Annotated in this window: 17 protein-coding genes; 1 reads left to right on the top strand and 16 read right to left on the bottom strand. The window is 73.2% G+C overall.

Annotation, left to right across the window (positions count from 1 at the left end):
* The 4 genes from CP968_RS27175 to fmt form a co-directional block, all read right to left on the bottom strand.
* Positions 1 to 1,014 (bottom strand): sugar-binding transcriptional regulator, encoded by a 1,014-nt coding sequence (locus tag CP968_RS27175; RefSeq protein ID WP_150522151.1) that lies wholly within the window; start codon positions 1,012 to 1,014, stop codon positions 1 to 3.
* 138 nt (positions 1,015 to 1,152) lie between these two features.
* A complete protein-coding gene (rpe, locus tag CP968_RS27170) occupies positions 1,153 to 1,839 on the bottom strand; it encodes a ribulose-phosphate 3-epimerase (RefSeq protein ID WP_150520499.1) in 687 nt (228 codons plus the stop codon).
* 139 nt (positions 1,840 to 1,978) lie between these two features.
* Complete coding sequence (locus CP968_RS27165) at positions 1,979 to 3,457, bottom strand: RsmB/NOP family class I SAM-dependent RNA methyltransferase (RefSeq protein ID WP_150520498.1); 1,479 nt, start codon at positions 3,455 to 3,457, stop codon at positions 1,979 to 1,981.
* A 61-nt stretch (positions 3,458 to 3,518) separates the two neighbouring features.
* A complete protein-coding gene (gene fmt / locus CP968_RS27160) occupies positions 3,519 to 4,463 on the bottom strand; it encodes a methionyl-tRNA formyltransferase (RefSeq protein WP_150520497.1) in 945 nt (314 codons plus the stop codon).
* A 295-nt stretch (positions 4,464 to 4,758) separates the two neighbouring features.
* On the opposite strand from fmt, the gene CP968_RS27155 reads away from it, so the two are divergent.
* Positions 4,759 to 5,286, top strand: coding sequence for a hypothetical protein (locus tag CP968_RS27155; RefSeq protein WP_150520496.1), 528 nt, complete (start codon positions 4,759 to 4,761; stop codon positions 5,284 to 5,286).
* A gap of 229 nt (positions 5,287 to 5,515) precedes the next feature.
* Here CP968_RS27155 and CP968_RS27150 read toward each other — a convergent pair whose 3' ends face one another.
* The 12 genes from CP968_RS27150 to CP968_RS27095 all read right to left on the bottom strand — a co-directional run bounded on the left by CP968_RS27150 (position 5,516) and on the right by CP968_RS27095 (position 20,482).
* Entirely contained in the window at positions 5,516 to 7,654 is a 2,139-nt protein-coding gene (locus tag CP968_RS27150; RefSeq protein WP_373304117.1) for a primosomal protein N', read from the bottom strand.
* Positions 7,655 to 7,701: 47 nt separating this feature from the next.
* Positions 7,702 to 8,910, bottom strand: a complete 1,209-nt coding sequence (metK, locus tag CP968_RS27145; RefSeq protein ID WP_150520494.1) for a methionine adenosyltransferase — start codon at positions 8,908 to 8,910, stop codon at positions 7,702 to 7,704.
* Between the two features lie 194 nt (positions 8,911 to 9,104).
* On the bottom strand, positions 9,105 to 10,322 hold the full coding sequence (gene coaBC / locus CP968_RS27140; protein WP_150520493.1) for a bifunctional phosphopantothenoylcysteine decarboxylase/phosphopantothenate--cysteine ligase CoaBC: 1,218 nt from the start codon (positions 10,320 to 10,322) through the stop codon (positions 9,105 to 9,107).
* A gap of 118 nt (positions 10,323 to 10,440) precedes the next feature.
* Positions 10,441 to 10,713 (bottom strand): DNA-directed RNA polymerase subunit omega, encoded by a 273-nt coding sequence (gene rpoZ / locus CP968_RS27135; protein ID WP_030879741.1) that lies wholly within the window; start codon positions 10,711 to 10,713, stop codon positions 10,441 to 10,443.
* Between the two features lie 68 nt (positions 10,714 to 10,781).
* The gene (gene gmk / locus CP968_RS27130; RefSeq protein WP_150520492.1) at positions 10,782 to 11,345 is read right to left on the bottom strand and encodes a guanylate kinase; all 564 of its coding nucleotides are present in this window, start codon (positions 11,343 to 11,345) and stop codon (positions 10,782 to 10,784) included.
* Positions 11,346 to 11,406: 61 nt separating this feature from the next.
* Positions 11,407 to 11,730 (bottom strand): integration host factor, encoded by a 324-nt coding sequence (locus tag CP968_RS27125; RefSeq protein ID WP_008740406.1) that lies wholly within the window; start codon positions 11,728 to 11,730, stop codon positions 11,407 to 11,409.
* A 372-nt stretch (positions 11,731 to 12,102) separates the two neighbouring features.
* Entirely contained in the window at positions 12,103 to 12,948 is an 846-nt protein-coding gene (pyrF, locus tag CP968_RS27120) for an orotidine-5'-phosphate decarboxylase (protein WP_150520491.1), read from the bottom strand.
* A 14-nt stretch (positions 12,949 to 12,962) separates the two neighbouring features.
* The gene (locus tag CP968_RS27115) at positions 12,963 to 14,072 is read right to left on the bottom strand and encodes a quinone-dependent dihydroorotate dehydrogenase (protein WP_150520490.1); all 1,110 of its coding nucleotides are present in this window, start codon (positions 14,070 to 14,072) and stop codon (positions 12,963 to 12,965) included.
* 84 nt (positions 14,073 to 14,156) lie between these two features.
* Entirely contained in the window at positions 14,157 to 17,465 is a 3,309-nt protein-coding gene (gene carB, locus CP968_RS27110) for a carbamoyl-phosphate synthase large subunit (protein ID WP_150520489.1), read from the bottom strand.
* On the bottom strand, positions 17,458 to 18,621 hold the full coding sequence (carA, locus tag CP968_RS27105) for a glutamine-hydrolyzing carbamoyl-phosphate synthase small subunit (RefSeq protein WP_150520488.1): 1,164 nt from the start codon (positions 18,619 to 18,621) through the stop codon (positions 17,458 to 17,460). The genes carB and carA overlap by 8 nt, the downstream gene beginning before the upstream one ends.
* Positions 18,618 to 19,199 carry a PH-like domain-containing protein gene (locus CP968_RS27100; protein WP_150520487.1) on the bottom strand — a complete coding sequence of 194 codons (582 nt, stop codon included), beginning with the start codon at positions 19,197 to 19,199 and terminating at the stop codon, positions 18,618 to 18,620. The genes carA and CP968_RS27100 overlap by 4 nt, the downstream gene beginning before the upstream one ends.
* On the bottom strand, positions 19,196 to 20,482 hold the full coding sequence (locus CP968_RS27095) for a dihydroorotase (RefSeq protein ID WP_150520486.1): 1,287 nt from the start codon (positions 20,480 to 20,482) through the stop codon (positions 19,196 to 19,198). Before CP968_RS27095 ends, CP968_RS27100 begins: the two co-directional genes overlap by 4 nt.
* Position 20,483 lies beyond the last annotated feature (1 nt).

The following is a 20,483-nucleotide window of genomic DNA, read 5'->3' as shown; positions in this document are numbered from 1 at the left end:
TCAGTCGTCCGGGTCGGCCCGGTCCAGCGCGGGCCGCAGACCCGGCTCCGATTCCGTCAGCAGGTAGTCCGCCACCGCGGTGTCCGTGACCAGGCTCGTCACCAGACCGGACCGCAGGACGGCGCCGATCGCGGAGGCCTTGCGCAGCCCGCCGGCGATCGCCACCACCTCGGGGATCCGGCGCAGCCGGTCCGCCTCGACGGTGATGCACCGCTCGCCGAGGTCGCGTCCCACCCGCCGGCCCTCGGCGTCGAAGAGGTGCGCGGACATCTCCGCGGCCACGCCCAGCGAGGCGTAGTGGGCCCGCTCCTCGTCGGTCAGCATGTCGTGGACCGTTGAGATGCCCGGCTCCCACGATCCGATGGAGACGGCCGCGACCGTCACCTTGTCGAAGTACTCGAAGGCGCGCGCGATGCCGGTCTGGCCGCGCAGCGCCGCGGCGGTCGCCGGATCCGGCAGCAGCATCGGCGCGTAGATCGGGTGGGCGTCGCCGCCCGAGACCTGGGCGGCGCGGCGCACGGCCTCGACCGAGCCGCGCTCGGCGGTCCCCGCGTCGTAGACACCGGTCAGCTGCACCACGGTGCAGGGCGGCAGCCGGTGCAGGGAGGCCGCCATGTGGATGGTCGAGCGCCCCCAGGCCAGGCCCAGGACGTCGCCCTCGTTGACCAGCTCGCCGAGCAGGTCGGCGGCGACGGCCCCCAGGTTCTCGGGGTCGGGGGCGTCCTCGGTGGCATCGGCCGGGGACTCCACGACGACCGCGTGGCGCAGCCCGTAGCGGGCGCGCAGCGCGTCGGAGCGCTCCGCGTCCAGCTCGGCCGGCACCCGGATCTCGATGCGCACGAGGTCGCGCTCCAGGGCGGTCTCCAGGACCCGGGCCACCTTGAAGCGGCTCACGCCGAACTCCTCGGCGATCTGGATCTTGGACTTGCCCTCCAGGTAGAAGCGACGCGCCATGGCCGCCGCCTGCACCAGCTCCGCGGGTCCCATCCGCAGGGCTGACCGTCCCGCCGACATTGCAGACACCGCGTTCTCCTCACTGCTGTTCACACTCTCGTGTTCACACTCTCGACTCGCCGTTCATCCTGTCAGATCCGACGGCGGTTGATCAGCCTGGACGGCATCCGTTCACCGAGCTGTTCACCCAGGCTTGGCTCAGTGGCCGCACGCCCACGGGGTCGCGGCGATGACCGCGTCCGCCTGCTCACGCAGCGTGCGCACGGCGGCGGCCGGGTCGGCCGCCCCGTAGACCGCGCTGCCCGCCACGAAGACGTCCGCTCCGGCCTCCGCGCACCGCTCGATGGTGGAGGCCGAGACCCCGCCGTCTACCTGGAGCCACATCTCCAGGCCGTGCTTGGCGATCAGCTCACGGGTGCGGCGGATCTTGGGGAGCATGATGTCCAGGAAGGACTGCCCGCCGAAGCCGGGCTCGACCGTCATGATCAGCACCATGTCGAGCTCGGGGAGCAGGTCCTCGTACTGCTCGATCGGCGTCGCGGGCTTGAGCGCCATCGACGCCCGCGCCCCCTTGGCCCGGATCTCCCGCGCGAGGCGCACCGGCGCGGCGGCGGCCTCGGCGTGGAAGGTGACCGATCCGGCCCCCGCCTCGATGTACTGCGGCGCCCAGCGGTCCGGGTCCTCGATCATCAGGTGCAGGTCCAGCGGGATCTCCGTGGCCCGGCTGAGCGACTCGACGACGGGCACGCCGAGGGTCAGGTTCGGGACGAAGTGGTTGTCCATGACGTCGACGTGCAGCCAGTCGGCGCCCTCGACGGCCCGGGCCTCGTCGGCGAGGCGGGCGAAGTCGGCGGACAGGATGCTGGGATTGATCTGAGCGGCCATGCCCCAAGCGTGCCATGCCCCCGGCCCGTTCCGGCCACGGCCCCGGAAGTCCGAAGGCCCCCCGGCCCCGCCCCCGGCGGCCGCCCCTCGGCCCTGCGCCGCCGGCCGTTCCCGGTCGGGAACGGCCGGCGGCGCAGGGCTACGCCGTGCGCCGCAGCAGGGCCAGGTACATCGCGTCCGTGCCGTGCAGGTGCGGCCAGAGCTGGACGTCCGGGCCGTCGCCCAGCGCCGGTACGCCGGCCATGTACGGCCGGGCGTCGACCAGTTCGGCCGAGACCGGGGCGGCGCCCGCGCCGCGGCCCTTCAGGACGTCGTCCACGACGACCCGGGTCTCCGCGAGGTGCGGCGAGCAGGTCGCGTAGCCCACGATCCCGCCGACCCGCACCGCCGACAGCGCCTCGCGCAGCAGGGCCCGCTGGAGCGGCCCGAAGCCCTCCAGGTCCTCCGGCCGCCGCCGCCAGCGCGCCTCGGGGCGCCGCCGCAGCGCGCCCAGGCCCGTGCACGGGACGTCCATCAGGACCCGGTCGAAGGAGCCCGGCCGCCACGGCGGCCGGGTGCCGTCCGCCGCGATGACCTGGTACGGGCCCGGGTTGCCGGCCAGCGCCTTCGCCACCAGCCGCGCCCGGTGCGGCTGCTTCTCGGAGGCCAGCAGGAAGGCCCCGCGCTGCGCGGCCAGCGCCGCGAGCAGCGCCGCCTTGCCGCCCGGGCCCGCGCAGCCGTCCAGCCAGTGCGCGTCGCGCCCCTCGACCGGTACCGCGGCCAGGGCCATCGCCACCAGCTGGCTGCCCTCGTCCTGGACGCCGGCGCGGCCCTCGCGGACCGCCTCCAGGGCGCCGGGCTCGCCGCCCTCGGCCATCCGCACCGCGTACGGCGACCAGCGCCCGGGCAGCGCCGAGTCCTCGCCCACGGCCTCCAGCAGCTCCTGCGCCGTGGACCGTCCCGGCCGGGCGACCAGCGTCACCTCGGGCCGCTCGTTGTCGGCTTCGAGGAGGTCCTCGATGCCGGCCCGGCCGCCGCCCAGGGAGTCCCACAGGGCGCTGACGACCCAGCGCGGGTGCGAGTGGTAGACGGCGAGGTGCTCCTCGGCGTCGTCCTCGTACGGCGGGGCGACCCGCTCCAGCCAGCCTTCCAGGTCGTGCGCGGTGATCTTGCGGAGCACGGCGTTCACGAACTTGGCGCGCCCGTCGCCGAGCACCACCCGGGCCAGCTCCACGGTGGCCGAGACCGCCGCGTGCGGCGGGATGCGGGTGCCCAGCAGCTGGTGCGCGCCGAGCGACAGCACGTCGAGGACCGGCGGGTCCACCTCGCGCAGCGGCCGGTCGATGCACGCCTTGATGACGGCGTCGTAGGTGCCCTGGCGGCGCAGCGTCCCGTAGACCAGCTCGGTGGCCAGCGCCGCGTCCCGGGCCTGGAAGGCCTCGTCCTGGCGGGCCTTGCGCAGCAGCGGCGGCAGCACGAGGTTGGCGTACGCGTCGCGCTCGTCCACCGCCCGCAGCACGTCGAAGGCCAGCTTGCGGACGGGGTCCTTCTTGGGCCTGCGGTGCGGCCGGGCCTGCTTGGCCGGCTTGCCGCCCGCGCCCGTGGCTGCGGCGGGGTGACGGCGGGGCTGTTCGCTCACGTGAAAGGTGCTCCGGAGGTACGAGTGCTGCGCGTGCTGCGAGGACGACGGGAAGGGACCCTCAGCCTACGTCGGCGCCGCCGAGCCGCTCCCCGGGAGCGATCCGCACCCCGCGGGCCCAGTCGGCGCCGCGCATCGGCTTCTTGCCCTGCGGCTGCACCCACAGCAGCTCCACGGCGTGCGAGCCGGTGCCCACGTGGACGTTGTTCTTGGCGGGGGCCAGGACGCCCGGCTCCAGGTCGGTGCGGTCCGCGACCAGGCCGACGGAGATCAGCTTGAGCCGCTCCCCGCGGAAGACGGTCCAGGCACCCGGGGCGGGCGTGCAGCCGCGCACGACGCGGTCGGCGCGCAGGGCCGGGGCCGTCCAGTCGACGCGCGCGTCCTCCACGGTGATCTTGGGTGCGAGGGAGATCCCGTCGAGGGGCTGCGGGACGGCGCGCAGGGTGCCGTCCTCGATGCCGTCCATGGTGGCGGCGAGCAGCCCGGACCCGGCGAAGGCCAGCCGGGTCAGCAGGTCGCCGCTGGTGTCGGTGGGCCGGATCTCCTCGGTCAGGACGCCGTAGACCGGTCCGGAGTCCAGTCCCTCCTCGATCTGGAAGGTGGAGGCGCCGGTGACCTGGTCGCCGCCCATGATCGAGTGCTGGACGGGGGCGGCGCCGCGCCACGCCGGCAGCAGCGAGAAGTGGAGGTTGACCCAGCCGTGCCGGGGGATGCCGAGGGCGCTCTTGGGGATCAGCGCCCCGTACGCGACGACCGGGCAGCAGTCGGGGGCGATCTCGCGCAGCCGGGCCTGGAAGTCGGGGTCGCGGGGCCGGACGGGCTTGAGGACCTCGATCCCGGCCTCCTCGGCGCGCTCGGCGACCGGGCTGGCGACGAGGCGGCGGCCGCGGCCGGCCGGAGCGTCGGGCCGGGTGACGACGGCGGCGACCTCGTGGCGCCCGGAGGCGATCAGGGCGTCCAGGGCGGGCACGGCGACCTCGGGGGTGCCTGCGAAGACGAGCTTCACTGGGGTCCTACCTCGCTATCTCGGCTGTCAGCAGCACGTCAGTCTATGGGGCGTGCGCCCGGGGCGCGTCGTGCGGTCGGCCCGGGCGGCCGCCGTGCCGCCGTCCGGGCCCCCGGGGGCGGCGAGGGGGCGTACGCACGGCCGCGCGCCTCTCGCATATGCCGACACGCCCCCACAGCGTGACCTGGGCGCCGGGTGGAGCGTTGGTCAAGAGAGATTGACCAAAACGGGCCGCGTCGTTGAACGGTGTCTGCGGCCCGATCCGCCCTTCAGCACCGGTTCGAGAGGCTTCTTCATGGCCGACCACGCCACCCACGACGCCCAAGCCCGGGCCAGCCTGCACCTCCTGGTACGGGACATCGAGCGGGTTCGCCGGCAGGTGGATGCCCTGCGTACGCTCACCGCCCAGCTCGGCAACGTGTACCGCCCGCGCCGCTCCGGTCCCGCCACGGGCTTCGTCGTCTACGGCCGGGCGCCCGCGCCCACCGTCCGTCTCGCGCAGGAGCTGCGCGACAGCGTCGAGACGCTGGTCACCGCCGCCGTGGACTTCGACCGCTCGCTGGGCTTCTCCTGGGACGCGGTCGGCTCGGCGCTCGGCGTGACCAAGCAGGCCGTGCACCGGCGTTACGGGGCCCGGCGGGCGCAGACGGCCGAAGCCGCGGCGGAACCGCCGGCCGAGGCGGCCGCCACCACCCGGACCCTGGGCCCGCTGCCCACGGTCCCCGCGGCCCGCTCGGTCCCGCCGCAGCCGGTCCGCGAGGAGCCCCAGGCCGTGACCGGCGCCCCCCGACCCCCTGCCTTCCCGGGCCCCCGCACCGGCTGACGGACCGCCTGCTCCGCCCGCCCGCACCCCCCGGCTCCGCGGCACCCGGCCCTCGCCCGGGCGCGAGCCGCACCCCCCGGACCCGCCGCATGCCCGGCTCGATGCCCCGGACCAGGACCGGGCGTGGCCGTCGGCCAGTCCCCGGCCCGACCGGGCCGGCCGTCAGGGCCCGCCGACGGGGCCGTACCGGACCGGCGGCCCCGCGCGGGCGCGGGTCGCGGGCGTCCGGTCAGCCGATGTCCGGTGGGTCGATGCGGACCCGGACCGCGTCGGCCGCCGGGCCCCCCTTCGCCATCCGTGCGGCCTGCGCCGCCTTGAGGGCCGCGGCCAGGGCCGCGCCGCTGCCGGGCGGCACCCGCACCAGCGCCCGCTCCCCCGCCGAGGGCTCGCCCCGCCGCCCGGGCAGCGGCACCGGCCCGAGCACCTCCGCGTCGGCCGGCAGTCCCGCTCCGGCGAGGAAGGCCTGCACGGCCTCGCCCCGCCCGGCCACGGCCGCCATCCGGGACACCGGTGGGAAGCCGAGCTGGGCCCGCTCCGCGAGCTCCCGGACCGCGTGCCCCACCGGGTCCCACCGCACCAGCGCCTGGACCGGCCGCAGCGTCGGCTCCGCGACCACCACGACCTGCCCCTCCCCCCGGACCAGCGAGGCGGCCGCGATCCACCGCCGCAACGCCTCCTCCCCGGCCCGCAGGTCGGGCCGGCCCAGCATCGCCCAGCCGTCCAGGAGCAGCGCGGCGGCGTACCCGGCGCCCGCAGCGACCGGCTCCGCTCCCGGGGTGCACACCACCAGCGCCGGGCCGTCCGGCACCTCGTCCAGGACGTGGTCGCGGCCCGAGGTCCGCACCGGCACGGCGGGGAAGGCCCGCCCCAGCTCCTCGGCCGTGCGCCGGGCGCCCACGACCTGGGCCCGCAGCCGGAACGAGCCGCACTCCTCGCAGTGCCACGACGGCTCGCCGCGCCCGCACCACCCGCAGTGCAGTTCCCGCTCGTCGGCGGCCTCCAGCGGCCCGGCGCAGACCGTGCACCGGGCCGGGGTGCGGCACCGCTCGCAGGCCAGCCGGGGCACGTAGCCCCGCCGCGGCACCTGGACCAGTACGGGACCGGTCCTCAGCCCCTCCCGCACGGTCTCCCACGCCAGGCTCGGCAGCCGCGCGGCCCGCGCCGCCCCGTCGCGGGCCAGCAGCTCGTCGCCCACCGTGCGGATGCGCGGGGCGCACTCGCGCACCGTCTCCCGGCTCGCGACCAGAGGCCTGGCCCAGCCCGACTCGACGAGCTGGGCCGCTTCGACGGTGCAGCTGGTGCTCCCGGCGAGGAAGGCGCAGCCGTCGCTGACCGAGCGCAGCTCCAGCACCTCCCGTACGTGCGGGAAGGGCGCCCGGTCGTCGGCGTGGCTGGAGTCGCCGTCGTCCCAGACGGCCACGAGTCCGAGGTCCCGTACGGGTGCGAACATCGCCGCCCGGGTGCCGACGACCGCCCGTACCGAGCCCCGGCTGACGGCGAGCCACTGCCGGTAGCGCTTCTCGGGTCCCGACTCGGCGGTGAGCAGCGCGTGCCGGCCCTCCCCGAGCAGGGCGGTCAGCGACGCGTCGACCCGGGCGGCGGTCCGCCCGTCGGGCACGACGGCGAGGGCCCCGCGGCCGGAGGCGAGGGCGGCGGCCATGGCGCGGGCCAGTTCGTCGGCCCAGCCGGGGCCGGGCAGCGCGGTCCACACCGCGCGCGGGGTCCCGCCGGTGGCCAGGGCGCGCAGGAAGGCGGGCCCCGCGCCGTACCGCTCCCAGCCGCCGGGGGCGGGCGCGGCGGGCGGGGGCAGGGGCTCGGGCGAGGGCTTGGCCTCGGCGCGGGCGTTGCGCGGGGGCAGGGCGAGCTGGAGCACGTCGGCGAGGCTCCCCGCGTACCGGTCGGCGACGGCGCGGGCCAGGGCCAGCATGCCGGGACCGAGCACGACCTCGGGCGAGACCACGTGGGCCAGGGCGGCCAGCGCGCCGGGGTAGTCGGACGCGGCGCGGCGCTCGACGACGAAGCCGTCGATCAGCCCGCCGCCCTCGCGGCGGCCGCCGTGCACCTGGTGGGAGCCGGCGCCGAAACGGACCCGCACGCGGACGCCGGGCTGCGCGGCCTCGGCGAGCTCGGCGGGGACGGCGTAGTCCCAGAGCTGGTCGAGGTGGAGGACCCCCTTGTTCACCAGGACGCGCGCGACGGGCAGCTCCTCGGCGAGGGCGGCCCCGCGCCAGGTGCGTGGCTTCGCCTTGGGCGCCTTGGCCTTCGCCTCGGCGACCATCTCCCGGATCAGCGCCAGCTGCTCCGGCGGGGAATCGTTCGCGCTGCTCACACCAGCATTCTTACCAAACCGCTCGGACAGCCACGGCATGCGGACGGCCCCGGACCAGGAGGTCCGGGGCCGTCCGTCGGGCGGTCCTAGAGACCGGCGGCCGCGCGCAGGGCGTCCACGCGGTCGGTGCGCTCCCAGGTGAAGTCCGGCAGCTCACGGCCGAAGTGGCCGTAGGCGGCGGTCTGGGCGTAGATCGGGCGCAGCAGGTCCAGATCGCGGATGATCGCGGCCGGGCGGAGGTCGAAGACCTCGCCGATCGCGTCCTCGATCTTCTGGACCTCCACCTTGGCGGTGCCGAAGGTCTCGACGAACAGGCCCACCGGCTCGGCCTTGCCGATCGCGTAGGCGACCTGGACCTCACAGCGCGAGGCCAGCCCGGCGGCCACGACGTTCTTGGCGACCCAGCGCATCGCGTACGCGGCGGAGCGGTCCACCTTGGACGGGTCCTTGCCCGAGAACGCGCCGCCGCCGTGGCGGGCCATGCCGCCGTACGTGTCGATGATGATCTTGCGGCCGGTGAGGCCGGCGTCGCCCATCGGGCCGCCGATCTCGAAACGCCCGGTCGGGTTGACCAGCAGCCGGTAGCCCTCGGTGTCGAGCTTGATGCCGTCCTCGACGAGCTGGTTCAGCACGTGCTCGACGACGAACTCGCGGATGTCGGGCGCGAGCAGCGAGTCCAGGTCGATGTCGGCGGCGTGCTGCGAGGACACGACGACGGTGTCCAGGCGCACGGCCTTGTCGCCGTCGTACTCGATGGTGACCTGGGTCTTGCCGTCGGGACGCAGGTACGGGATGGTCCCGTTCTTGCGGACCTCGGACAGGCGGCGGGAGAGCCGGTGCGCCAGGTGGATCGGGAGCGGCATCAGCTCGGGGGTCTCGTCGCAGGCGTAGCCGAACATCAGGCCCTGGTCGCCGGCGCCCTGCTTGTCGAGCTCGTCCTCGTCACCCTCGACCCGCGTCTCGTAGGCGGTGTCGACGCCCTGCGCGATGTCCGGGGACTGTGCGCCGATGGACACCGACACGCCGCAGGAGGCGCCGTCGAAGCCCTTCTTCGAGGAGTCGTAGCCGATGTCGAGGATCTTCTCGCGGACGAGCTGCGCGATCGGGGCGTAGGCCTTCGTCGTCACCTCTCCCGCGATGTGCACGAGACCGGTGGTGATGAGGGTCTCCACGGCCACACGCGAGGTCGGGTCCTCGGTGAGGAGCGCGTCGAGGATCGTGTCGCTGATCTGGTCAGCGATCTTGTCGGGGTGGCCCTCGGTGACGGACTCCGAGGTGAACAGGCGGCGGGACACATCGCTCCCTGGGGTTGCAGCGGCTGCTGGCTGATCATTGGGCGGAACCACATCGGGGGCTGCGCCCGATCACGTTCCGAATGCAGTTTATCGGTCGCCACCGTACGCGGGACCACCCGTCTCGCCCTATGGGAGTCGTGTGACCTGCGGCACTCCATTCTGTCGCACGGACGGGGCGAGGAGAAGGGATCGGGTCAGGCGCGTCGGGGAGCCAGCCGCGGGACCACCTGGTCCCAGATCACCTCGGCCAGCGCTTCCTTGGGCCCGTGGGGCACCTGCACCTCGGAGCCATCGGAGGCCAGGACCACCGCCTCGTTCTCCTCGGAACCGAAGGTCTTGGCCTCGCCGACCTCGTTGACCACCAGCAGGTCGCAGCCCTTGCGGTGCAGCTTGGCCCGGCCGTTGGCGAGCACGTCGTCGGTCTCGGCGGCGAAGCCGACGACGACCTGGCCCTCCCTGGACCGTTCGGCGGACACCTCCGCGAGGATGTCGGGGTTGCGGACGAGCGCCACCGGCGCGGGCTCCTCCCCGTCCTTCTTCTTGATCTTCCCGTCCGCGTACGCGGCGGGGCGGAAGTCGGCCACGGCCGCGGCCATCACCACGGCGTCCGCGTCGGCGGCGGCCTTGAGCACGGCCTCCCGCAGCTGCAGGGCCGTCCCCACCCGGACGACGTCCGCTCCGGCGGGGTCGGCCAGCGCGGTGTTGGCCGCCACCAGGGTGACCCGGGCCCCGCGCGCGACGGCCGTACGGGCCAGGGCGTAGCCCTGCTTGCCGGAGGAGCGGTTGCCCAGGAACCGCACCGGGTCCAGGGGCTCCCGGGTGCCCCCGGCGCTGACCACCACGTGCCGCCCGGCGAGGTCCGCCTCGGGCGCGGCCCCGCGGGCCAGCACCCGGCGGCAGACCTCGAAGATCTCCTCGGGGTCGGGCAGCCGCCCCTTGCCGGTGTCCTTTCCGGTGAGCCGGCCGACGGCGGGCTCGATGACGACGGCGCCGCGCCGGCGCAGGGTGGCGACGTTCTCCTGCGTGGCGGGGTGCTCCCACATCTCGGTGTGCATCGCGGGCGCGAAGACCACCGGGCAGCGGGCGGTGAGCAGGGTGTTGGTGAGCAGGTCGTCGGCCAGGCCGTGGGCGGCCTTGGCGAGCAGGTCGGCGGTGGCCGGGGCGACGACGACGAGGTCGGCGGACTGTCCGATCCGCACGTGCGGGACCTCGTGGACGCTCTCCCAGACCTCGGTGGAGGCCGGGTTCCCGGACAGGGCGGACCAGGTGGCCTCGCCGACGAAGTGCAGGGAGGCCGCCGTCGGCACCACCCGCACCTCGTGTCCTGATTCGGTCAGCCTGCGCAGCAGCTCGCACGCCTTGTAGGCGGCGATGCCGCCGCTGACCCCCAGTACGACCTTCGGCTTGCCCACCGTGCACTCCCCTTCGCCTCGTCCGGCGCCTTCGGCGCTGATCACCGTACCCGCCCATGACACACCACAGGCCCGGCAGAGGTGCTGCCGGGCCTGTGGTGAAAGGAACTCTCGGTGCCTACTGGGCCGGGGCCTCGATGGCCTCGGAGGTCAGCAGACCCGCGTTGATCTCGCGCAGCGCGATCGAAAGCGGCTTCTCGTGGACGTGGGTGTCCACCAGCGGGCCGACGTACTCCAGCAGGCCCTCACCGAGCTGCGAGTAGTACGCGTTGATCTGGCGCGCCCGCTTGGCCGCGTAGATGACGAGGCTGTACTTCGAGTCCGTGGCCTCGAGCAGCTCGTCGATCGGCGGGTTGATGATGCCCTCGGGCGCCGTCATGGAAGAGGACACGCTCTACCTTCCGAAGATGGGTGAAAGATCAAACATTCATCGATCGATTCGAGAACATCGATCAACTATCAGACAACTTCCATCAAGGCTAGCAGCTCGCGGGCCACGTCCTCGACGGAGGTGTTGACCAGGGTGGTGTCGAACTCGGATTCGGCAGCCAGTTCGATCGTGGCGGCCGCGAGGCGGCGCTCGATGACCTCGGCCGATTCGGTGCCCCGGCCGGTGAGCCGGCGGACCAGCTCGTCCCAGCTCGGCGGGGCGAGGAAGACCAGCAGCGCCTCGGGCATGGACTCGCGGACCAGCCGGGCGCCCTGGAGGTCGATCTCCAGCAGGACCGGCTCGCCGTTCTCCAGGCGCTCCAGCACCGCGCCGCGCGGTGTGCCGTAGCGGTTGCCCGCGAACTCGGCCCACTCCAGCAGCTCGCCGTTGGCGATCAGCTTGTCGAACTCGTCGTCGTTGACGAAGAAGTAGTGGACCCCGTGTCGCTCACCGGGCCGCGGCTTGCGGGTGGTGGCCGACACCGAGAGCCAGACCTCGGGGTGGACTTTGCGCATATGCGCGACGACCGTGCTCTTGCCGACCCCTGAGGGGCCGGAGAGCACGGTCAGCCGCGGACGAACCTCTGCTGCCATAGAGCGATTATCCAGCTTCTCGGGACTGCCTGAGAACGCCGGACGCACTTCGGGCAACACGTCAGCCGGCAGGGGTGCCGAACTCACGCTCCAGAGAGGCGATCTGGTTGGAGCCGAGACCTCGGACACGCCGGGACTCGGAGATGCCGAGACGCTCCATGATCTGCTTGGCGCGCACCTTGCCCACGCCAGGCAGGGACTCCAGCAGGGCGGAGACCTTCATCTTGCCGATGACGTCGTTCTCCTGGCCCGTCTTGATGACCTCCTGGAGGGAGGCGCCGGAGTGCTTGAGTCGATTCTTCACCTCGGCCCGCTCCCGGCGAGCCGCGGCGGCCTTTTCGAGCGCGGCTGCGCGCTGTTCAGGGGTAAGGGGCGGAAGAGCCACGCCTACGTCACCTCGGATGTCGAACTGTCGGATACGGACCGGTGGGCTGCCCGAAGGCACCACACCAGGCGAGCTCCCGAACAGCGGTGGAACTGCTTCGCTGCGCGTTCACTCTGGTCGGAGACTAGCGGCCAGGACCGCTCCAGTCAGCGAGAACGGACGAAAAGTCCTGGTCAGCCTCCACCGAACCGTGTATTACGGACAAACTACCCCGGTTTTGTCCGATGAAGAGCGTTCGAATTTCGTCAGGTCGTGCGAGGCGCGCGTCCGACGGGCTCCGCCGAGGCCCCCGCGGGACCTCCGCGCGGTGCCGGCGAGGGCGGATCCGGACCCGGGTGCGGCCGCGCCGCCCCCGGGTCCGGCCCGCACGCCCTACGCCGCGACGGCCGTGCGGACCTCGTCCGCGAACCGCTCCGCCGAGGCGCGCAGCGCCGCGGTGTCCGGACCGTGGCGCAGGACGCCGCGCGAGACGTTCGGGACGACGTTGCGCACGGCCGCGCCGAAGACCCGCGGGAGGTCGGCGGCGGTCGCGCCCTGCGCGCCGATGCCGGGGGCCAGCAGCGGCCCGTTGATGTCCAGGTCGAAGGAGGACAGGTCGCCGAGGGTGGCGCCGACGACCGCGCCGAAGGAGCCCATCGGGTCGGCGCCCGCGTTCTCGGCGGCCAGGTGGGCGAGCATCGTCGCGCCGACGGTGCGGCCGTCCCCGCGGACCGCCCGCTGGACCTCGGCGCCCTCGGGGTTGGAGGTCAGCGCCAGGACGAACAGGCCGGCGCCCGAGGCCCGGGCCAGTTCGACCGCCGGCGCCAGCGAGCCGTAGCCGAGATACGGGGAGACCGTCAGCGCGTCCGAGAACAGCGGCGAGGCCGGGTCCAGGAAGGCCGAGGCGTACGCGGCCATGGTGGAGCCGATGTCGCCCCGCTTGGCGTCCATCACCACCAGCGTGCCCGCCGCCCGCGCGTCCGCCACGGTCCGCTCCAGCACCGCGACCCCGCGCGAGCCGAACCGCTCGAAGAAGGCCGCCTGCGGCTTGAAGACCGCCACGGAGTCGGCCAGCGCCTCGACGACGGTGCGGGAGAAGGCCTCCAGCCCCGCGATGTCGTCGGCCAGGCCCCAGGAGTCCAGCAGGGCCGCGTGCGGGTCGATGCCGACGCACAGCGGGCCGCGGGCGTCCATGGCCGCCCGCAGGCGGGCGCCGAAGGGGGTCGCGGAAGGGCTCACGGGGGTCACGGGGCTCACAGCGCGGCCTTTCGGGTCTCGGCGCCCACCGCGTCGGCGAGCGTCGCGTACGGGCTGTTGGCCAGGCGCGCGGCCAGGCCCTTGTGGACGGCGCGGGCGTAGAACGGGCCCTCGTAGATGAAGGCGCTGTAGCCCTGGATCAGGGTGGCGCCCGCCAGGATGCGCTGCCAGGCGTCCTCGGCGTCCTCGATGCCCCCGACGCCCACCAGGACCAGGCGGTCCCCCACACGGGCGTACAGGCGGCGCAGGACCTCCAGGGAGCGCTCCTTGACGGGGGCGCCGGACAGGCCGCCGGTCTCGGCGACCAGGGAGGGCGCCGACCGCAGTCCGAGTCCCTCGCGCGCGATGGTGGTGTTCGTGGCGATGATGCCGTCCAGGCCGAGCTCCAGCGCCAGGTCGGCGACCGCGTCCACGTCCTCGTCGGCGAGGTCGGGGGCGATCTTGACGAGGAGCGGGACCCGGCGGCCGGTGACGGACCGGTCGGCGGCCTCGCGCACGGCCGACAGCAGCGGCCGCAAGGATTCGGTGGCCTGGAGGTTGCGCAGGCCGGGGGTGTTGGGCGAGGAGACGTTGACGACGAGGTAGTCGGCGTGGCGGGCCAGGCGCTCGGTGGAGGCCACGTAGTCCGCGACGGCCTCCTCCTCGGGGACGGCCTTGGTCTTGCCGATGTTGACGCCGACGACGGTCCGGAAGACCGGCGTACGGGCCGCCAGGCGGGCCGCGACGGCCGCCGAGCCCTCGTTGTTGAAGCCCATGCGGTTGATCAGCGCGCGGTCCGGGACCAGACGGAAGAGCCGCTTCCTGGGGTTGCCCGGCTGCGCCCGCGCGGTGACCGTGCCGATCTCGACGTGGTCGAAGCCGAGCATGGACATGCCGTCGATGGCGACGGCGTTCTTGTCGAAGCCGGCCGCGAGCCCGAAGGGGCCGTGCATCCGCAGGCCCAGCGCCTCGGTGCGCAGCGCCGCGTGGCGCGGTGCGAGCCAGGCCGCGAGGAAGGTCCGCAGGACGGGGACGCGGGCGGCGAGGCGGATCCAGCGGAAGGCCAGGTGGTGGGCCTGCTCGGGGTCCATCCGCTTGAAGACCAGGCGGAAGAAGAGTTTGTACATCGCGGGGAGGTCCTTCTGCGCTCATGAAGAGGGGGACACCCGTCGCCTCGGCGATCCCGGTGTCCCCCTCCCCTGTACGGGCTGCTAGTCGCGGGCTGCGGTCAAGTGCTCCGCGTGCTCCTGGAGCGAGCGGACGCCCACGTCGCCGTGGCCGAGCGCCTCGATGCCCTGCACGGCCGCGGCCAGCGCCTGCACCGTGGTGAGGCACGGGACGCTGCGGGCGACCGCGGCCGTACGGATCTCGTAGCCGTCGAGGCGGCCGCCGGTGCCGTACGGGGTGTTGACGATCAGGTCGACCTGGCCGTCGTGGATCAGCTGGACGATGTTCTTCTCGCCGTTGGGGCCCTCGCCCTCGCTGAGCTTGCGCACCACGGTGGCGTTGATGCCGTTGCGGCGCAGCACCTCGGCGGTGCCCGAGGTGGCCATCAGCTCGAAGCCGTGGGCGACCAGCTCGCGGGCCGGGAAGATCATCGAGCGCTTGTCGCGGTTGGCGACGGAGATGAACGCGCGGCCCTTGGTGGGCAGCGGACCGTAGGCGCCGGCCTGCGACTTGGCGTACGCCGTGCCGAAGACCGAGTCGATGCCCATGACCTCGCCGGTGGAGCGCATCTCCGGGCCGAGGACGGTGTCGACGCCGCGGCCGTGGATGTCGCGGAAGCGCGACCACGGCATGACGGCCTCCTTGACGGAGATCGGCGCGTCGAGCGGCAGGGTGCCGCCGTCGCCGTTCTTCGGGAGCAGGCCCTCCTCGCGGAGCTCGGCGATGGTGGTGCCGAGCGAGATGCGGGCGGCGGCCTTCGCGAGCGGGACGGCGGTCGCCTTCGAGGTGAAGGGGACGGTGCGGGAGGCGCGCGGGTTGGCCTCCAGGACGTAGAGGATGTCGCCGGCCAGCGCGAACTGGATGTTGATCAGTCCGCGGACGCCGACGCCCTTGGCGATGGCCTCGGTGGAGGTCCGCAGGCGCTTGATGTCGTAGCCGCCGAGGGTGATCGGGGGCAGCGCGCAGGCGGAGTCGCCGGAGTGGATGCCGGCTTCCTCGATGTGCTCCATGACGCCGCCGAGGTAGAGCTCGTGGCCGTCGTAGAGCGCGTCGACGTCGATCTCGATCGCGTCGTCGAGGAAGCGGTCGACCAGCACGGGGCGGGTCGGGGAGATCTCGGTGGACTCGGCGATGTACGACTCCAGGCGGGTCTCGTCGTAGACGATCTCCATGCCGCGGCCGCCGAGCACGTAGGACGGGCGCACCAGGACCGGGTAGCCGATCTCGTCGGCGATGGCCTTGGCACCGGGGAAGGTGGTGGCGGTGCCGTGCTTGGGCGCGGGCAGGCCGGCGTCGGCGAGGACCTGGCCGAAGGCGCCGCGGTCCTCGGCGGCGTGGATGGCCTCCGGGGAGGTGCCGACGACGGGGACGCCGTTGTCCTTGAGCGCCTGGGCGAGACCGAGGGGGGTCTGGCCGCCGAGCTGGACGATGACGCCGGCGATGGGGCCGGCCAGCGACTCGGCGTGGACGATCTCCAGCACGTCTTCGAGCGTCAGCGGCTCGAAGTACAGGCGGTCGGAGGTGTCGTAGTCCGTGGAGACGGTCTCGGGGTTGCAGTTGACCATCACGGTCTCGTACCCGGCGTCGTGCAGCGCGAAGGAGGCGTGGACGCAGGAGTAGTCGAACTCGATGCCCTGGCCGATGCGGTTCGGGCCGGAGCCCAGGATGATCACCGCGGGCTTGGTGCGGGGCGCGACCTCGGACTCCTCGTCGTACGAGGAGTAGAAGTACGGGGTCTTGGCGGCGAACTCGGCGGCGCAGGTGTCGACCGTCTTGTAGACCGGGCGGACGCCCAGCGCGTGGCGGACCTCGCGCACGACGTCCTCGCGCAGGCCGCGGATGTCGGCGATCTGGGCGTCGGAGAAGCCGTGGCGCTTGGCCTCGGCGAGCAGCGCGGGGTGGAGCTTCTCGGCTGCGGCGAGCTCGTCCGCGATCTCCTTGATGAGGAAGAGCTGGTCGACGAACCAGGGGTCGATCCTCGTGTACGCGAAGACCTCCTCCTGGGTGGCGCCGGCGCGGATGGCCTGCATGACGGTGTTGATGCGGCCGTCGGTGGGGCGGACCGCGGTGGCGAGCAGTTCCTCCTTGTCGCCGACGGGGCCGACGAAGGTGAACTGGGAGCCCTTCTTCTCCAGGGAGCGCAGGGCCTTCTGGAGGGCCTCGGTGAAGTTGCGGCCGATGGCCATGGCCTCGCCGACCGACTTCATGGTGGTGGTGAGGGTGGCGTCGGCGGCCGGGAACTTCTCGAAGGCGAAGCGCGGGGCCTTGACGACGACGTAGTCGAGGGACGGCTCGAAGGAGGCCGGCGTCTTCTCGGTGATGTCGTTGGGGACCTCGTCGAGGGTGTAGCCGATGGCCAGCTTGGCGGCGATCTTGGCGATCGGGAAGCCGGTGGCCTTCGACGCGAGGGCCGAGGAGCGCGAGACGCGCGGGTTCATCTCGATGACGATGACGCGGCCGTCGGCCGGGTCGATCGCGAACTGGATGTTGCAGCCGCCGGTGTCGACGCCGACCTCGCGGATGATCGCGATGCCGATGTCGCGCAGCCGCTGGTACTCGCGGTCGGTGAGCGTCATCGCGGGGGCGACGGTGATCGAGTCGCCGGTGTGGACGCCCATCGGGTCGAAGTTCTCGATGGAGCAGACGACGACCACGTTGTCCTTGGTGTCGCGCATCAGCTCCAGCTCGTACTCCTTCCAGCCGAGGATGGACTCCTCCAGGAGCACCTCGGTGGTCGGGGAGAGCGTGAGGCCCTGGCCGGCGATGCGGCGCAGCTCGTCCTCGTCGTGGGCGAAGCCGGAGCCGGCGCCGCCCATGGTGAAGGACGGGCGCACGACGACGGGGTAGCCGCCGAGGGTCTCGACGCCGTTGATGACGTCGTCCATCGTGTGGCAGATCACCGAGCGGGCGGACTCGCCGTGGCCGATCTTGGCGTGGACGGCCTCGACGACGCCCTTGAAGAGCTCGCGGTCCTCGCCCTTGTTGATGGCCTCGACGTTCGCGCCGATGAGCTCGACGCCGTACTTCTCCAGTACGCCCTGCTCGTGCATGGAGATCGCGGTGTTCAGCGCGGTCTGGCCGCCGAGGGTGGGCAGGAGCGCGTCGGGGCGCTCCTTCGCGATGATCTTCTCGACGAACTCGGGGGTGATCGGCTCGACGTACGTGGCGTCGGCGATCTCCGGGTCGGTCATGATCGTCGCGGGGTTGGAGTTGACCAGGATGACCCGCAGGCCCTCGGCCTTGAGGATGCGGCAGGCCTGGGTGCCGGAGTAGTCGAACTCGGCGGCCTGGCCGATGACGATCGGGCCGGAGCCGATGACCAGGACGGACTGGATATCGGTGCGCTTAGGCACGCTCGGCCTCCATCTGGGCGGTTTCCATCAAAGACGTGAAGCGGTCGAAGAGGTACGCGGCGTCGTGCGGGCCGGCGGCCGCCTCGGGGTGGTACTGGACGGAGAAGGCCGGCTGGTCGAGCAGCTGGAGGCCCTCGACGACCTGGTCGTTCAGGCAGACGTGGGAGACCTCGGCGCGGCCGTAGGCCGTGTCGGAGACCTTGTCGAGGGGCGCGTCGACGGCGAAGCCGTGGTTGTGCGCGGTGATCTCGACCTTGCCGGTGGTGCGGTCCTGCACCGGCTGGTTGATGCCGCGGTGGCCGTACTTCAGCTTGTACGTGCCGAAGCCGAGCGCGCGGCCCAGGATCTGGTTGCCGAAGCAGATGCCGAAGAGCGGGGTGCGCCGTTCCAGGACGCCCTGCATGACGGCGACGGGGCCGTCGGCGGTGGCGGGGTCGCCGGGGCCGTTGGAGAAGAACACGCCGTCCGGCTCGACCGCGTACACGTCCTCGACGGTGGCGGTGGCGGGCAGCACGTGCACCTCGATGCCGCGCTCGGCCATCCGGTGCGGGGTCATGCCCTTGATGCCGAGGTCGACGGCGGCCACGGTGAAGCGCTTCTCGCCGATCGCGGGGACGACGTACGCCTCCTTGGTGGCGACCTCGGCGGCGAGGTCGGCGCCCTTCATCTGCGGAGCGGCCTGGACCCGGGCGAGCAGGGCCTCGTCGCGCACGCCGGTCCAGGTGTCGCCCGAGAAGATGCCGACCCGCATGGCACCGCGCTCGCGCAGGTGGCGGGTGAGGGCGCGGGTGTCGATGCCGGAGATCCCGACGACGCCCTGCCGGACGAGCTCCTCGTCCAGCGAGCGCCGGGAGCGCCAGTTGGACGGCACCCGGGCGGGGTCGCGCACGACGTACCCGGCGACCCAGATGCGGGAGGATTCGGGGTCCTCGTCGTTGACCCCGGTGTTGCCCACGTGCGGGGCGGTCATCACGACGACCTGCCGGTGGTACGACGGGTCGGTGAGGGTCTCCTGGTAGCCGGTCATGCCGGTGGAGAACACGGCCTCGCCGAAGGTCTCCCCCACAGCGCCGTAGGCACGGCCGCGGAAGATGCGGCCGTCCTCCAGGACGAGTACGGCGGGAGCTTTGGCTGCTCCCCTGGTGGAGGTCGTCATCGTTCGGCGCCTTCCGTCGTGATGGATTGGTTCATGAGATTGACGGCTTCGACCCAGGCGGCGTGTTCGGCCGCGCGGTCGGAGCGGAATCCGGAGTCGATCAGCTTGTCGCCGTGCGCCCAGGTGACGACGAGGAGACCGCCCTCGGTGAGTACCTTGCCCGCGATCCCCTTGTCGAGGCGGGCGCCGCGCAGCTGCGCGGCCGGTACGAAGAAGTCGGTGGCACCCGGTCGGACCACGTCCAGGCCCGCGTCGGTGAGCGTGAGCTCGACCCGGCTGCGGACGCCCAGGCCGTGGGCGACGATCCGGTCGAGCCACTGCCCGGCGGTGGTGGACCCGTGGTACCGGCCGGTCAGGGCCAGCCGGTGCTCGGGGAGGCCGTCGGGGGCGGCGGGCAGCTCCGGCAGGTCGTTCTGCAGGGCGCCGCGCCATTTCCAGCCCTGGCGCATGAGCCAGTACACGAACGCGATGAAGACGAGGAGCCCGACGACCCAGGCGATGCGTTCGCCCCAGTCCGTCACCTCCGCCGACCGTCGTTCGGCGGCCTCTGCGGCCAGTTGGATTACTGCAGGTGTCACGCCAGCGTCCCGTCCACGACCGTTGCCCGGCCCCGCAGGAAGGTGTGTGTGACGCGTCCCGGCAGCTCGCGACCCTCGTAGGGCGTGTTGCGGCTGCGGGAGGCGAACTGTGCGGGGTCCACGACACCACGGTACGAGGTATCCACCAAGGTCAGGTTCGCGGGTTCACCTGCCGAGACGGGACGGCCGTGGTTCTCCAGGCCGCCGATGCGCGCCGGGGCGAAGGACATCCGCTCCGCGACGCCGGCCCAGTCGAGCAGTCCGGTCTCCACCATCGTCTGCTGGACGACGGACAGGGCGGTCTCCAGCCCCACCATGCCCATGGCGGCGGCGGCCCACTCGCAGTCCTTGTCCTCGTGCGGGTGCGGGGCGTGGTCGGTGGCGACGATGTCGATCGTGCCGTCGGCGAGCGCCTCGCGCAGGGCCAGCACGTCGCGCTCGGTGCGCAGCGGCGGGTTGACCTTGTAGACGGCGTTGTACGAGCGCACGAGCTCCTCGGTGAGCAGGAGGTGGTGCGGGGTGACCTCGGCGGTGACGTCGATGCCGCGGGACTTGGCCCAGCGGACGATCTCGACGGAGCCGGCGGTGGAGAGGTGGCAGATGTGGACGCGGGAGCCGACGTGCTCGGCGAGCAGGACGTCGCGGGCGATGACCGACTCCTCGGCGACGGCCGGCCAGCCGCCCAGGCCGAGCTCGGCGGAGACGACGCCCTCGTTCATCTGGGCGCCCTCGGTCAGGCGGGGCTCCTGGGCGTGCTGGGCGACGACGCCGCCGAAGGCCTTCACGTACTCCAGGGCGCGGCGCATGATCACGGCGTCGTCCACGCACTTGCCGTCGTCGGAGAAGACGGTGACGCGGGCGGCGGAGTCGTGCATGGCGCCGAGCTCGGCGAGCTGCTTGCCCTCCAGGCCGACGGTGACGGCGCCGATGGGCTGCACGTCGCAGTAGCCGGATTCCCTGCCCAGGCGCCAGACCTGTTCGACGACGCCGGCGGTGTCGGCGACCGGGAAGGTGTTCGCCATGGCGAAGACGGCGGTGTAGCCGCCGGCGGCGGCGGCGCGGGTGCCGGTGAGGACGGTCTCGGAGTCCTCGCGGCCAGGCTCGCGCAGGTGGGTGTGCAGGTCGACGAGGCCGGGGAGGAGGACCTGCCCCCGGGCCTCGATGACGGTCGCGTCGCCGGCCTGGAGGTCGGTGCCGACCTCGGCGATGGTCTCGCCGTCGATCAGGACGTCCTGCGCCTCGCCGCCGAGCACCTTCGCACCACGGATCAGGATCTTGCTCATC

This window comes from Streptomyces subrutilus, assembly GCF_008704535.1.
GTDB classification, from domain to species: Bacteria; Actinomycetota; Actinomycetes; order Streptomycetales; family Streptomycetaceae; genus Streptomyces; species Streptomyces subrutilus.
The sequence above is the reverse complement of the archived record's forward strand: the minus strand, read 5'-3'. Positions and strand labels throughout refer to the sequence as shown.

Bases quoted from the DNA above. Each gene is read 5' to 3' on its own strand.
- CP968_RS27175 (WP_150522151.1), bottom strand. From the start codon at position 1,014: ATGTCGGCGGGACGGTCAGCCCTGCGGATGGGACCCGCGGAGCTGGTG.
- rpe (WP_150520499.1), bottom strand. From the start codon at position 1,839: ATGGCCGCTCAGATCAATCCCAGCATCCTGTCCGCCGACTTCGCCCGC.
- CP968_RS27155 (WP_150520496.1), top strand. From the start codon at position 4,759: ATGGCCGACCACGCCACCCACGACGCCCAAGCCCGGGCCAGCCTGCAC.
- CP968_RS27150 (WP_373304117.1), bottom strand. From the start codon at position 7,654: ATGCCGTGGCTGTCCGAGCGGTTTGGTAAGAATGCTGGTGTGAGCAGC.
- gmk (WP_150520492.1), bottom strand. From the start codon at position 11,345: ATGGCAGCAGAGGTTCGTCCGCGGCTGACCGTGCTCTCCGGCCCCTCA.
- CP968_RS27115 (WP_150520490.1), bottom strand. From the start codon at position 14,072: ATGTACAAACTCTTCTTCCGCCTGGTCTTCAAGCGGATGGACCCCGAG.
- carA (WP_150520488.1), bottom strand. From the start codon at position 18,621: ATGACGACCTCCACCAGGGGAGCAGCCAAAGCTCCCGCCGTACTCGTC.
- CP968_RS27095 (WP_150520486.1), bottom strand. From the start codon at position 20,482: ATGAGCAAGATCCTGATCCGTGGTGCGAAGGTGCTCGGCGGCGAGGCG.